The sequence below is a fragment of the Pseudomonas sp. GB2N2 genome, assembly GCF_054897705.1.
Window position 1 is genome coordinate 5,462,357 of record NZ_CM142701.1, and the last position, 13,682, is coordinate 5,476,038.

Consider the following 13,682-nt stretch of genomic DNA (forward strand, 5'->3'; position numbering starts at 1 on the left):
TCATGCGACACATTATTTCCTTGCTTCTGGAAAACGAACCCGGCGCTCTGTCTCGTGTAGTCGGCCTGTTCTCGCAGCGCAACTACAACATCGAAAGCCTGACCGTGGCGCCAACCGAAGACCCGACCCTGTCGCGTCTGACGCTGACCACGGTTGGTCATGATGAAGTGATCGAGCAAATCACCAAGAACCTGAACAAGCTGATCGAAGTGGTCAAACTGGTCGACCTGTCGGAAAGCGCTCATATCGAACGTGAACTGATGCTGGTCAAGGTCAAGGCCACCGGCGCCCAGCGCGCCGAGATCAAGCGCACTACCGATATTTACCGTGGGCAGATCGTCGATGTCAGCGCTAGCGTGTATACCGTTCAGTTGACCGGTACCAGCGACAAGCTCGACAGCTTCATTCAGTCCATCGGCACCGCCTCGATCCTGGAAACCGTCCGTAGCGGCGTAACCGGCATCGCCCGCGGCGACAAAGTACTCAGCATCTAAACCAAATTAGCGAACGGCCTGAACGGCCTGGATATATAGGGGAATTTCATGAAAGTTTATTACGAAAAAGACTGCGACCTGTCGATCATCCAGGGCAAGAAAGTTGCCATCATCGGTTACGGTTCCCAGGGCCACGCTCAAGCGTGCAACCTGAAAGACTCCGGCGTTGACGTTACCGTTGGTCTGCGCAAAGGCTCTGCGACTGTTGCCAAAGCCGAAGCTCATGGCTTGAAAGTGACTGACGTTGCTTCCGCCGTTGCGGCTGCCGACCTGGTCATGATCCTGACCCCGGACGAGTTCCAGTCTGCCCTGTACAAAAACGAAATCGAGCCGAACATCAAGAAAGGCGCCACCCTGGCCTTCTCCCACGGCTTCGCAATCCACTACAACCAGGTCGTTCCGCGCGCTGACCTCGACGTGATCATGATCGCGCCGAAAGCCCCGGGCCACACCGTACGTTCCGAGTTCGTCAAGGGCGGCGGTATCCCAGACCTGATCGCTATCTATCAGGATGCTTCGGGCAACGCCAAAAACGTTGCGCTGTCCTACGCCGCTGGCGTTGGCGGTGGTCGTACCGGCATCATCGAAACCACCTTCAAGGACGAGACCGAAACCGACCTGTTCGGCGAACAAGCCGTACTGTGCGGCGGTACCGTTGAACTGGTTAAAGCTGGTTTCGAAACCTTGGTTGAAGCTGGCTACGCGCCAGAAATGGCCTACTTCGAGTGCCTGCACGAACTGAAGCTGATCGTTGACCTCATGTATGAAGGCGGTATCGCCAACATGAACTACTCGATCTCCAACAACGCCGAATACGGCGAGTACGTGACCGGTCCGGAAGTCATCAACGCCGAGTCCCGTCAGGCCATGCGCAACGCCCTGAAACGTATTCAGGACGGCGAGTACGCCAAGATGTTCATCAGCGAAGGCGCAACCGGCTATCCTTCGATGACCGCCAAGCGTCGTAACAACGCCGCTCACGGTATCGAAATCATCGGCGAGCAACTGCGCTCCATGATGCCGTGGATCGGTGCCAACAAGATCGTCGACAAAGCAAAAAACTAAGTCGCGCACTTGTACGGAAAACGCGGCCTAGGCCGCGTTTTTTCGTTTGGATGGCCGGTTCTGGTATAAAGCTGCAGCGTTTGTGGCCGAACCGTCGTCCCAGACATCTGTCGAAACTTTCCACCCCGTTGCAAGGTAATGTCCATGAGCGAACGTCCCGAAGAGCCAAACCAGGCCTCTGACGCCGAAAGCCTGCTGCCCATCGATGAACACATCGAAGAAGGGCATGACGCTGAAGGCCGTAAAGTCCGGCATCGTGGTATCTATCTTCTGCCGAATCTATTCACCACTGCGAACCTGTTCGCAGGGTTTTATTCCATCATCAACTCGATGAGTGCCCAGGCCGCTTTGAGCGCCGGTGATTCGGTCAATGCGAGCAAGTACTTTGCGTTTGCAGCGATTGCGATTTTTATCGCCATGGTGCTCGACGGCCTCGATGGTCGTGTGGCCCGGATGACCAACACCCAGAGTGCCTTCGGTGCCGAGTATGACTCGCTGTCGGATATGGTCGCCTTTGGTGTCGCGCCGGCATTGCTGGCATTCGGTTGGGCCTTGGGCGACATGGGCAAGGTCGGCTGGATGGTCGCCTTCATTTATGTCGCGGGTGCCGCGCTTCGTCTGGCGCGCTTCAACACCCAGGTCGGCACCGCTGATAAACGCTACTTTATCGGTTTGGCCAGTCCGGCTGCCGCGGGTGTTGTGGCCGGGATTGTCTGGGCATTCAGCGATTACGGCATCCAGGGTTCCAAGATGTCTTTCCTGGTAGCGCTGATGGTCGCGGCTGCGGGCATGCTGATGGTCAGCAACATCAAGTACAACAGCTTCAAGGAGCTGGATCTGAAAGGGCGCGTTCCTTTCGTGGCGATCCTGGCTGTCGTATTGGTGTTCGCCGTTGTCTTCAGCGATCCACCGCGCATCTTGCTGCTGGTTTTCCTCGGCTATGCGGCATCGGGTCCGGTTCAATACCTGTTACGTCTTCGCCAGCACAACAACACGTAATTTGCCTCATACTCCGCAGTCTATTGGTGCATCTGTCCTCCAATGCTGCGGAGTAGCCATGCTGATCAAAATCCCTCAAGCGTCTGATTGCCACGAGTCGGATGTCACGCCTGAATCCCTCTATCTATCTCGCCGAAAACTGCTGGGTGCTGCCGTTACCGGTTTGGCCGTGAGCAGTGTGCCGCGTTGGGCGAGTGCTGAAGATGCCGCGCGATATGCGGATGTCGAAGCTGGTAATGCCCCTTCCTGGTTTGCCGACAAGCTTCCTTCTACCAAATGGGGGGCGGTCAACGTCAAGGATGAGGCCGTCACGCCGTTCAAGGATGCGACCCACTACAACAACTTTTATGAGTTCGGCACCGATAAAGGTGATCCGGCGGCCAACGCGGGTACGCTGAAGACTGAACCCTGGAGCGTGGTGGTGGACGGGGAGGTGGGTAAGCCGGGGCGATATGCGCTGGAAGATTTCATGAAGCCGTTCCAGTTGGAGGAGCGTATCTACCGTCTTCGTTGCGTGGAAGCCTGGTCGATGGTCATTCCGTGGATCGGTTTTCCCATCTCTGCGTTGCTCAAGGAAGTCGAGCCGACGTCCAAGGCCAAATTCATTCGCTTCGAAACCTTGCAAGATCCCAAGGTCATGCCGGGACAGCGCTCGGGTTTTGCCTTGATCGACTGGCCGTATGTGGAAGGGCTGCGTCTGGATGAAGCAATGAACCCGTTGGCCATTCTTGCGGTGGGCATGTATGGGCGCGAGTTGCCCAACCAGAACGGTGCGCCTTTGCGATTGGTAGTGCCATGGAAGTACGGCTTCAAGAGTGTCAAATCCATCGTGCGCATCAGTCTGGTGAGCGAGCAGCCGAAAACTACATGGCAAAGCATTGCAGCGGACGAGTACGGCTTTTATGCCAACGTCAATCCGACTGTCGATCATCCGCGCTGGACGCAGGCTCGGGAGCGGCGTTTGCCGAGTGGTCTGTTCAAGCCCAATGTTCGCGACACGCAGATGTTTAATGGCTACTCGGATGAAGTCGCTTCGTTATATGCAGGACTCGATCTGCGGAAGAATTACTGATGCGATATCCGTTCTGGCGAGTAGGTGTCTTTATTGCGGCGGCGGCATGGCCGTTACTTTGGCTCTACCAGGCTTGGGCGGATGTGCTGGGGCCCGATCCGGGTAAAGTGCTGGTTGATCGGTTGGGGCTGGGGACGCTTATTCTGCTGCTGATTACGCTGAGCATGACGCCATTGCAGAAAATTACCGGCTGGGCGGGGTGGATTGCAGTACGCCGGCAGCTGGGGTTGTGGTGTTTCGCCTATGTGGTGCTGCATCTGAGCAGTTACTCCGCGTTCATCCTTGGCTTCGATTGGTCCCAGCTGGGAGTCGAATTACGCAAGCGGCCCTACATTATTGTCGGCGCGCTGGGTTTCCTGTGTTTGTTGGCGCTGGCGCTGACCTCCAATCGCTACAGTCAGCGACGTTTGGGGTCTCGATGGAAGAAGTTGCATCGATTGTCCTATGCAATTCTCGGACTTGGATTGCTGCATATGCTGTGGATCGTGCGTGCTGATCTCAAGGAGTGGGCGGTCTATGCCTTTATAGGTGTGTTGCTATTAGTGCTGCGCCTGCCTCCTGTCGCGCGCCGAATTCCACGTTTAATAGCTAAAAAGGCATCCTCTGCGAGAAAAGCGTAATCAGGGGTTGACGGCAGATTCTGGAAGTCTATAATTCGCCCCACTTCCGGCGCAGTCGAAACGGAAAATTCCTTGGTAAACAAAGAGTTACGCAGTTTTCGACAGCGAGTTGCTTCAGGTTATCGAAGCCAAAAGGGAGTTGAAAAAGAGGTGTTGACAGCAGCGAGTAACGCTGTAGAATTCGCCTCCCGCTGACGAGAGATCGGAAGCGCAAGTGGTTGAAGTTGCAAAGGAAACTTTGAAAACTTCTGAAAATAACCGCTTGACAGAAACAGAGGACGCTGTAGAATGCGCGCCTCGGTTGAGACGAAAGATCTTAACCACCCGCTCTTTAACAACTGAATCAAGCAATTCGTGTGGGTGCTTGTGGAGTCAGACTGATAGTCAACAAGATTATCAGCATCACAAGTTACTCCGCGAGAAATCAAAGATGTAACCAACGATTGCTGAGCCAAGTTTAGGGTTTCTTAAAAACCCAAAGATGTTTGAACTGAAGAGTTTGATCATGGCTCAGATTGAACGCTGGCGGCAGGCCTAACACATGCAAGTCGAGCGGTAGAGAGAAGCTTGCTTCTCTTGAGAGCGGCGGACGGGTGAGTAATGCCTAGGAATCTGCCTGGTAGTGGGGGATAACGCTCGGAAACGGACGCTAATACCGCATACGTCCTACGGGAGAAAGCAGGGGACCTTCGGGCCTTGCGCTATCAGATGAGCCTAGGTCGGATTAGCTAGTTGGTGAGGTAATGGCTCACCAAGGCGACGATCCGTAACTGGTCTGAGAGGATGATCAGTCACACTGGAACTGAGACACGGTCCAGACTCCTACGGGAGGCAGCAGTGGGGAATATTGGACAATGGGCGAAAGCCTGATCCAGCCATGCCGCGTGTGTGAAGAAGGTCTTCGGATTGTAAAGCACTTTAAGTTGGGAGGAAGGGCAGTAAATTAATACTTTGCTGTTTTGACGTTACCGACAGAATAAGCACCGGCTAACTCTGTGCCAGCAGCCGCGGTAATACAGAGGGTGCAAGCGTTAATCGGAATTACTGGGCGTAAAGCGCGCGTAGGTGGTTCGTTAAGTTGGATGTGAAATCCCCGGGCTCAACCTGGGAACTGCATTCAAAACTGACGAGCTAGAGTATGGTAGAGGGTGGTGGAATTTCCTGTGTAGCGGTGAAATGCGTAGATATAGGAAGGAACACCAGTGGCGAAGGCGACCACCTGGACTGATACTGACACTGAGGTGCGAAAGCGTGGGGAGCAAACAGGATTAGATACCCTGGTAGTCCACGCCGTAAACGATGTCAACTAGCCGTTGGGAGCCTTGAGCTCTTAGTGGCGCAGCTAACGCATTAAGTTGACCGCCTGGGGAGTACGGCCGCAAGGTTAAAACTCAAATGAATTGACGGGGGCCCGCACAAGCGGTGGAGCATGTGGTTTAATTCGAAGCAACGCGAAGAACCTTACCAGGCCTTGACATCCAATGAACTTTCCAGAGATGGATTGGTGCCTTCGGGAACATTGAGACAGGTGCTGCATGGCTGTCGTCAGCTCGTGTCGTGAGATGTTGGGTTAAGTCCCGTAACGAGCGCAACCCTTGTCCTTAGTTACCAGCACGTTAAGGTGGGCACTCTAAGGAGACTGCCGGTGACAAACCGGAGGAAGGTGGGGATGACGTCAAGTCATCATGGCCCTTACGGCCTGGGCTACACACGTGCTACAATGGTCGGTACAGAGGGTTGCCAAGCCGCGAGGTGGAGCTAATCCCAGAAAACCGATCGTAGTCCGGATCGCAGTCTGCAACTCGACTGCGTGAAGTCGGAATCGCTAGTAATCGCGAATCAGAATGTCGCGGTGAATACGTTCCCGGGCCTTGTACACACCGCCCGTCACACCATGGGAGTGGGTTGCACCAGAAGTAGCTAGTCTAACCTTCGGGAGGACGGTTACCACGGTGTGATTCATGACTGGGGTGAAGTCGTAACAAGGTAGCCGTAGGGGAACCTGCGGCTGGATCACCTCCTTAATCGACGACATCAGCTGCTCCATGAGCTCCCACACGAATTGCTTGATTCATTGAAGAGACGAAAAGAAGCAGCCCGAAATTGGGTCTGTAGCTCAGTTGGTTAGAGCGCACCCCTGATAAGGGTGAGGTCGGCAGTTCGAATCTGCCCAGACCCACCAATTTTTGTGTGGGAACCTGTAGCAATACGGGGCCATAGCTCAGCTGGGAGAGCGCCTGCCTTGCACGCAGGAGGTCAACGGTTCGATCCCGTTTGGCTCCACCACTACTGCTTCTGATTGTGTAGAGTTTAGAAATGAGCATTCCATCGAAGGATGGTGAATGTTGATTTCTAGTCTTTGACTAGTTCGTTCTTTAAAAATTTGGGTATGTGATAGAAAGATAGACTGGACGTTACTTTCACTGGTAACGGATCAGGCTAAGGTAAAATTTGTGAGTTGCTCTTAATTGAGTATTATCGAATTTTCGGCGAATGTCGTCTTCACAGTATAACCAGATTGCTTGGGGTTATATGGTCAAGTGAAGAAGCGCATACGGTGGATGCCTTGGCAGTCAGAGGCGATGAAAGACGTGGTAGCCTGCGAAAAGCTTCGGGGAGTCGGCAAACAGACTTTGATCCGGAGATGTCTGAATGGGGGAACCCACCTAACATAAGTTAGGTATCTTAAGCTGAATACATAGGCTTAAGAAGCGAACCAGGGGAACTGAAACATCTAAGTACCCTGAGGAAAAGAAATCAACCGAGATTCCCTTAGTAGTGGCGAGCGAACGGGGACTAGCCCTTAAGTGGCTTTGAGATTAGCGGAACGCTCTGGAAAGTGCGGCCATAGTGGGTGATAGCCCTGTACGCGAAAATCTCTTGGTCATGAAATCGAGTAGGACGGAGCACGAGAAACTTTGTCTGAATATGGGGGGACCATCCTCCAAGGCTAAATACTACTGACTGACCGATAGTGAACTAGTACCGTGAGGGAAAGGCGAAAAGAACCCCGGAGAGGGGAGTGAAATAGATCCTGAAACCGTATGCGTACAAGCAGTGGGAGCCCACTTTGTTGGGTGACTGCGTACCTTTTGTATAATGGGTCAGCGACTTATTTTCAGTGGCGAGCTTAACCGAATAGGGGAGGCGTAGCGAAAGCGAGTCTTAATAGGGCGTCTAGTCGCTGGGAATAGACCCGAAACCGGGCGATCTATCCATGGGCAGGTTGAAGGTTGGGTAACACTAACTGGAGGACCGAACCGACTACCGTTGAAAAGTTAGCGGATGACCTGTGGATCGGAGTGAAAGGCTAATCAAGCTCGGAGATAGCTGGTTCTCCTCGAAAGCTATTTAGGTAGCGCCTCATGTATCACTGTAGGGGGTAGAGCACTGTTTCGGCTAGGGGGTCATCCCGACTTACCAAACCGATGCAAACTCCGAATACCTACAAGTGCCGAGCATGGGAGACACACGGCGGGTGCTAACGTCCGTCGTGAAAAGGGAAACAACCCAGACCGTCAGCTAAGGTCCCAAAGTTATGGTTAAGTGGGAAACGATGTGGGAAGGCTTAGACAGCTAGGAGGTTGGCTTAGAAGCAGCCACCCTTTAAAGAAAGCGTAATAGCTCACTAGTCGAGTCGGCCTGCGCGGAAGATGTAACGGGGCTCAAACCATACACCGAAGCTACGGGTATCACTTAGGTGATGCGGTAGAGGAGCGTTCTGTAAGCCTGTGAAGGTGAGTTGAGAAGCTTGCTGGAGGTATCAGAAGTGCGAATGCTGACATGAGTAACGACAATGGGTGTGAAAAACACCCACGCCGAAAGACCAAGGTTTCCTGCGCAACGTTAATCGACGCAGGGTTAGTCGGTCCCTAAGGCGAGGCTGAAAAGCGTAGTCGATGGAAAACAGGTTAATATTCCTGTACTTCTGGTTATTGCGATGGAGGGACGGAGAAGGCTAGGCCAGCTTGGCGTTGGTTGTCCAAGTTTAAGGTGGTAGGCTGGACTCTTAGGTAAATCCGGGAGTCTAAGGCCGAGAGCTGATGACGAGTTACCCTTTGGGTGACGAAGTGGTTGATGCCATGCTTCCAAGAAAAGCTTCTAAGCTTCAGGTAACCAGGAACCGTACCCCAAACCGACACAGGTGGTTGGGTAGAGAATACCAAGGCGCTTGAGAGAACTCGGGTGAAGGAACTAGGCAAAATGGCACCGTAACTTCGGGAGAAGGTGCGCCGGTGAGGGTGAAGGACTTGCTCCGTAAGCTCATGCCGGTCGAAGATACCAGGCCGCTGCGACTGTTTATTAAAAACACAGCACTCTGCAAACACGAAAGTGGACGTATAGGGTGTGACGCCTGCCCGGTGCCGGAAGGTTAATTGATGGGGTTAGCTAACGCGAAGCTCTTGATCGAAGCCCCGGTAAACGGCGGCCGTAACTATAACGGTCCTAAGGTAGCGAAATTCCTTGTCGGGTAAGTTCCGACCTGCACGAATGGCGTAACGATGGCGGCGCTGTCTCCACCCGAGACTCAGTGAAATTGAAATCGCTGTGAAGATGCAGTGTATCCGCGGCTAGACGGAAAGACCCCGTGAACCTTTACTATAGCTTTGCACTGGACTTTGAATTTGCTTGTGTAGGATAGGTGGGAGGCTTTGAAGCGTGGACGCCAGTTCGCGTGGAGCCAACCTTGAAATACCACCCTGGCAACTTTGAGGTTCTAACTCAGGTCCGTTATCCGGATCGAGGACAGTGTATGGTGGGTAGTTTGACTGGGGCGGTCTCCTCCTAAAGAGTAACGGAGGAGTACGAAGGTGCGCTCAGACCGGTCGGAAATCGGTCGTAGAGTATAAAGGCAAAAGCGCGCTTGACTGCGAGACAGACACGTCGAGCAGGTACGAAAGTAGGTCTTAGTGATCCGGTGGTTCTGTATGGAAGGGCCATCGCTCAACGGATAAAAGGTACTCCGGGGATAACAGGCTGATACCGCCCAAGAGTTCATATCGACGGCGGTGTTTGGCACCTCGATGTCGGCTCATCACATCCTGGGGCTGAAGCCGGTCCCAAGGGTATGGCTGTTCGCCATTTAAAGTGGTACGCGAGCTGGGTTTAGAACGTCGTGAGACAGTTCGGTCCCTATCTGCCGTGGACGTTTGAGATTTGAGAGGGGCTGCTCCTAGTACGAGAGGACCGGAGTGGACGAACCTCTGGTGTTCCGGTTGTCACGCCAGTGGCATTGCCGGGTAGCTATGTTCGGAATAGATAACCGCTGAAAGCATCTAAGCGGGAAACTAGCCTCAAGATGAGATCTCACTGGGACCTTGAGTCCCCTGAAGGGCCGTCGAAGACTACGACGTTGATAGGTTGGGTGTGTAAGCGCTGTGAGGCGTTGAGCTAACCAATACTAATTGCCCGTGAGGCTTGACCATATAACACCCAAGCAATTTGCTTGCTCTAACGAGCACCAGATTGCGGTGTGTGAAGACGAAACGAACCGAAAGTTCGATCTCGCAAAAACACCGAAAGCTATCACATACCCAATTTGCTGAAGCGAGGCCAACTGGTCACGACTCAGTACCCGAATTTCTTGACGACCATAGAGCATTGGAACCACCTGATCCCATCCCGAACTCAGCAGTGAAACGATGCATCGCCGATGGTAGTGTGGGGTTTCCCCATGTGAGAGTAGGTCATCGTCAAGATTAAATTCCGAAACCCCAATTGCGAAAGCAGTTGGGGTTTTGTTTTGCCCGTAATAAAAGCTCGATGCGACCCAGCACAAATTTGCACAGTTATTTTCGACCCATGACACTAGAATAGGTCCAACTTTTTCGGAGGCAGAGTCTTTATGCCAGATCCGGTTGACGCCTCCGGGCTGTCAGAACTACCGCTGGACGACTTGGTGGCGTGCCATGAGTGCGACTTGCTGATGCGTAAGCCCGAGCTTGCCCATGGCGAGAAAGCCCTGTGCCCGCGTTGCGGATATGAGCTTTATGCTCATCGGCACAATGTTGTGCAACGCAGTCTTGCCTTGGTCATCGCCGCATTGCTGTTATATGTCCCGGCGAACTTTTTACCCATCATGCAGCTCAATCTACTTGGGCAATCGTCGCAGGACACTGTCTGGACCGGCGTTGTCGGCCTGTTCGATAGCGGCATGCAGGGTGTCTCGGTTGTCGTGTTTTTGTGCAGCATGGGAATCCCGTTGCTCAAACTGCTTTGCCAACTGGCCGTGCTACTGAGTATTCGTTTTGATCTCGGCCGCAGTTACGGCTTGCTGCTCTACCGCATTTATCACCATTTACGTGATTGGGGGATGCTCGAGGTTTACCTCATGGGTGTCCTGGTGGCGATCGTAAAACTGGCAGATATGGCAGCCATCACGATCGGTCTGGGTCTGGCGTGCTTTATCGGGTTGTTGTTGGTTCAGGTCTTGTTGGAGGTTGTGATGTCGCCTCATCAGATCTGGCAGGCTTTATCAGGAGAAGATGCCCATGCGGGCGATTGATGCAGGCATTCTGATTTGCACTGAATGCCATGAATTGAACAAGCAGGACGCTGACGCCGACGAGCAGGTCTGTACCCGTTGTGGTGCGCTCGTTCACGCCCGGCGTCCGAATAGCCTGGTTCGTACCTGGGCGTTGCTGGTAACGGCCGCCATTCTCTACATTCCGGCCAACGTACTGCCGATCATGACCGTCAGTTCTCTCGGGCAGGGCGATCCCAGCACCATCATGTCTGGTGTCATCCAGCTGGTTCAGCACGGCATGATTCCCATCGCAGCTGTGGTTTTTATCGCCAGCATCCTCGTACCGACGTTCAAACTGGTGGGCATCGCCTTGCTGCTGTTTTCGGTGCAGCGCCGCCAGCCACTGTCTGCACGCCAGCGAATCTGGATGTATCGCTTTATCGAGTTCATCGGGCGCTGGTCGATGCTCGACATTTTTGTGATCGCCATTCTGGTGGCGGTGGTTAATTTTGGACGGCTTGCCAGCGTCGAAGCCAATCTTGGCGCCATCGCTTTCGCCAGTGTGGTGATTCTGACGATGCTTGCCGCTGTAACTTTCGATCCCCGACTGATTTGGGATAACACGGAGTCGGACGACGACCATGACTGATTTGCCCACCGCTAAAACCCGACCGGCCTCGAACTGGTCTGCCATTTGGGTGTTGCCCCTGATCGCCCTGATCATCGGCGGCTGGCTCGGCTGGCGTGCTTACACGGCAACCGGTATCGAGGTTCAAGTGCGTTTCGAGAGCGGCGAAGGTATCCAGGCCAACAAGACCGAAGTCGTTTACAAGGGCATGTCGGTCGGTAAGGTCAAAACCCTCAAGCTCGACGACGAAGGCGCCACCAAAGGGGTGATCGCCACCGTCGAAATGAACAAGGACGTGGAGGAATACCTGCGCACCAGCACGCGCTTCTGGCTGGTCAAGCCAAGCGTGACCCTGGCGGGTATCACTGGCCTGGAAACCCTGGTCTCCGGTAACTACATCGCGATCAGTCCCGGTGAAGGCGAGCCCACGCTCAAGTTCAAGGCCTTGGCCGAAGAGCCGCCGTTGTCGGACGCCAAGCCCGGGTTGCACCTGACTATCAAGGCCGATCGCCTGGGCTCACTCAACCGTGGCAGCCCGGTCTTCTACAAACAGATCAAAGTCGGCCAGATAAAAAGCTACCTGTTGTCCGAAGACCAAAGCACGGTTGAGCTCAAAGTGTTCATCGAGCCGACCTACGCCAAGCTTGTGCGCAAACACACCCGTTTCTGGAATGCCAGCGGCATCAGTATCGACGCCAACCTGTCCGGGGTTAAGGTGCGCAGTGAATCCTTGGCCAGCATCGTCGCCGGCGGTATCTCGTTCGCCACCCCGGAAAACCGCAAGGACAGCCCGCCCACCGATCCGAGCCTGCCGTTCCGTCTCTACGAAGACTTCGATGCGGCCGCGGCCGGTATCCGGGTCAAGGTCAAACTCAGCGATTTTGAAGGGCTGCAGGCTGGTCGCACACCGGTGATGTACAAAGGCATTCAGGTCGGCAATCTAAAGGCGCTGAAGATCGATCCTGATCTGGCGGGTGCAACTGCTGAGCTGACCCTTGATCCTCTGGCCGAAGATTATCTGGTCGACGGCACGCAGTTCTGGGTGGTCAAACCCTCGATCTCCCTTGCGGGCATCACCGGTTTGGAAGCCCTGGTCAAAGGTAACTACATCGCTGTGCGCCCTGGCGACAAGGGTGCCGCGCCGCAGCGCGAATTTGTGGCGCGGGCCAAGGCGCCACCGCTGGACTTGCGATCACCGGGCCTGCACCTGGTGTTGTTCACCGAGAATCTGGGGTCGCTGGAAGTCGGCAGCCCGATACTCTACAAGCAGGTCAAGGTCGGTTCAGTCCAGAGCTATCAGTTCTCGCGCACCAAGAAGCAATTGGTGATCGGTGTGCACATCGAGAAGGAATACGAAGGGCTGGTTAATGCCTCGACCCGTTTCTGGAACGCCAGCGGAATCACGCTCACGGGCGGGCTGACAGGCGGAATCCAGGTCAAGAGTGAATCACTGCAAAGCTTGATGGCCGGCGGCATTGCCTTCGAGACCCCGCAAGCGAAAGCGCCGTTGCAAAAGAAGATTCCGCGTTTCCGCTTGTTCGCCAACCATGACGAGGCCAACCAGAAAGGTACCATGGTCACGATCAAGGTCGATCGCGCTGATGGCTTGCGCAACGGCACGCCGGTGCGTTTCAAGGGGCTGGATGTCGGCAAGATTGAAGACATCGACCTCAGCGATGATTTGCAATCGGTGTTGCTCACCGCGCGGATTACCGAAGTGCCGGAGCGAATCGCCCGGGTGGGTAGCCAGTTCTGGGTGGTTAAACCTGAGTTGGGTCTGATCAAGACGTCAAACCTCGAAACCTTGGTGACCGGCCAATACATCGAAGTGCAGCCGGCAGCGAAAAACCTCGGGCCGCAGAAGAACTTCGTGGCCCTGGCCACGCCACCGGAAGCCGTTTCCCAGGAAGCTGGTTTAAGCCTGGTCCTGAGTGCCGCTCGCCGCGGTTCGCTGAAAACCGGCGTGCCGGTGACCTATCGTGAAGTGACCGTGGGCAAGGTGACGAGCTACGAACTGGGCCAGACCGCTGATCGGGTGTTGGTTCACATTCTGATCGAGCCGAAATACGCGCCGTTGGTGCGCAGCGGTACACGGTTCTGGAACACCAGCGGTTTCGGTTTCGACTACGGATTGTTCAAGGGGGCGACAGTTCGTACCGAATCGCTGGAGACGCTGATACAGGGCGGCATCGCGTTCGCCACGCCGGACGGGGATCGCATGGGTAGTCCGGCGCGACCGGAGCAGACCTTCCCGTTGTTCGACAAGTTTGAAGATGAATGGCTGACGTGGTCGCCGAAGATATCCCTCGGTAAATAGATTACTGAAATTTACTGAAAT

At 54.4% G+C, this 13,682-nt stretch carries 8 protein-coding genes, 2 tRNA genes and 3 rRNA genes; all 13 read left to right on the forward strand.

All coding sequences use genetic code 11. The features are described from left to right. Window positions 1-2 precede the first annotated feature (2 nt). The 13 genes from ilvN (at window position 3) to ACYZT4_RS25430 (ending at window position 13,661) form a co-directional block, all read left to right on the forward strand. Window positions 3-494, forward strand: a complete 492-nt coding sequence (gene ilvN / locus ACYZT4_RS25370) for an acetolactate synthase small subunit (RefSeq protein WP_003176102.1) — start codon at window positions 3-5, stop codon at window positions 492-494. Between the two features lie 48 nt (window positions 495-542). Beyond that, window positions 543-1,559 carry a ketol-acid reductoisomerase gene (ilvC, locus tag ACYZT4_RS25375; RefSeq protein ID WP_007948647.1) on the forward strand — a complete coding sequence of 339 codons (1,017 nt, stop codon included), beginning with the start codon at window positions 543-545 and terminating at the stop codon, window positions 1,557-1,559. Between the two features lie 144 nt (window positions 1,560-1,703). After that, the gene (gene pssA, locus ACYZT4_RS25380) at window positions 1,704-2,558 is read left to right on the forward strand and encodes a CDP-diacylglycerol--serine O-phosphatidyltransferase (RefSeq protein WP_461983673.1); all 855 of its coding nucleotides are present in this window, start codon (window positions 1,704-1,706) and stop codon (window positions 2,556-2,558) included. A gap of 58 nt (window positions 2,559-2,616) precedes the next feature. Then, window positions 2,617-3,630: a protein-methionine-sulfoxide reductase catalytic subunit MsrP gene (gene msrP / locus ACYZT4_RS25385; protein WP_461983675.1), complete on the forward strand. Its 1,014-nt coding sequence runs from the start codon at window positions 2,617-2,619 to the stop codon at window positions 3,628-3,630. Beyond that, window positions 3,630-4,250: a protein-methionine-sulfoxide reductase heme-binding subunit MsrQ gene (gene msrQ, locus ACYZT4_RS25390; protein ID WP_461983677.1), complete on the forward strand. Its 621-nt coding sequence runs from the start codon at window positions 3,630-3,632 to the stop codon at window positions 4,248-4,250. The genes msrP and msrQ overlap by 1 nt, the downstream gene beginning before the upstream one ends. 487 nt (window positions 4,251-4,737) lie before the next feature. Continuing rightward, window positions 4,738-6,274 (forward strand): 16S ribosomal RNA (locus ACYZT4_RS25395). Between the two features lie 81 nt (window positions 6,275-6,355). Further along, a tRNA-Ile gene (locus ACYZT4_RS25400) sits at window positions 6,356-6,432 on the forward strand. Window positions 6,433-6,460: 28 nt separating this feature from the next. After that, window positions 6,461-6,536 (forward strand) — tRNA-Ala (locus tag ACYZT4_RS25405). A gap of 248 nt (window positions 6,537-6,784) precedes the next feature. Next, window positions 6,785-9,676: ribosomal RNA gene (locus tag ACYZT4_RS25410) — 23S ribosomal RNA — on the forward strand. A 157-nt stretch (window positions 9,677-9,833) separates the two neighbouring features. Further along, window positions 9,834-9,949: ribosomal RNA gene (gene rrf, locus ACYZT4_RS25415) — 5S ribosomal RNA — on the forward strand. Together the 16S, 23S and 5S rRNA genes with 2 tRNA genes alongside form the textbook arrangement of a ribosomal RNA operon. 146 nt (window positions 9,950-10,095) lie before the next feature. After that, window positions 10,096-10,755, forward strand: coding sequence for a paraquat-inducible protein A (locus ACYZT4_RS25420; protein WP_461983678.1), 660 nt, complete (start codon window positions 10,096-10,098; stop codon window positions 10,753-10,755). Next, window positions 10,742-11,365, forward strand: coding sequence for a paraquat-inducible protein A (locus ACYZT4_RS25425; RefSeq protein ID WP_461983680.1), 624 nt, complete (start codon window positions 10,742-10,744; stop codon window positions 11,363-11,365). Before ACYZT4_RS25420 ends, ACYZT4_RS25425 begins: the two co-directional genes overlap by 14 nt. Continuing rightward, window positions 11,358-13,661, forward strand: a complete 2,304-nt coding sequence (locus tag ACYZT4_RS25430; protein WP_461983681.1) for a PqiB family protein — start codon at window positions 11,358-11,360, stop codon at window positions 13,659-13,661. Before ACYZT4_RS25425 ends, ACYZT4_RS25430 begins: the two co-directional genes overlap by 8 nt. Window positions 13,662-13,682 lie beyond the last annotated feature (21 nt).

Coding starts and splice junctions, on each gene's coding strand:
- ACYZT4_RS25425 (WP_461983680.1), top strand. CDS start 10,742: ATGCGGGCGATTGATGCAGGCATTCTGATTTGCACTGAATGCCATGAA.
- ACYZT4_RS25420 (WP_461983678.1), top strand. CDS start 10,096: ATGCCAGATCCGGTTGACGCCTCCGGGCTGTCAGAACTACCGCTGGAC.
- msrQ (WP_461983677.1), top strand. CDS start 3,630: ATGCGATATCCGTTCTGGCGAGTAGGTGTCTTTATTGCGGCGGCGGCA.
- pssA (WP_461983673.1), top strand. CDS start 1,704: ATGAGCGAACGTCCCGAAGAGCCAAACCAGGCCTCTGACGCCGAAAGC.
- msrP (WP_461983675.1), top strand. CDS start 2,617: ATGCTGATCAAAATCCCTCAAGCGTCTGATTGCCACGAGTCGGATGTC.
- ilvC (WP_007948647.1), top strand. CDS start 543: ATGAAAGTTTATTACGAAAAAGACTGCGACCTGTCGATCATCCAGGGC.
- ilvN (WP_003176102.1), top strand. CDS start 3: ATGCGACACATTATTTCCTTGCTTCTGGAAAACGAACCCGGCGCTCTG.
- ACYZT4_RS25430 (WP_461983681.1), top strand. CDS start 11,358: ATGACTGATTTGCCCACCGCTAAAACCCGACCGGCCTCGAACTGGTCT.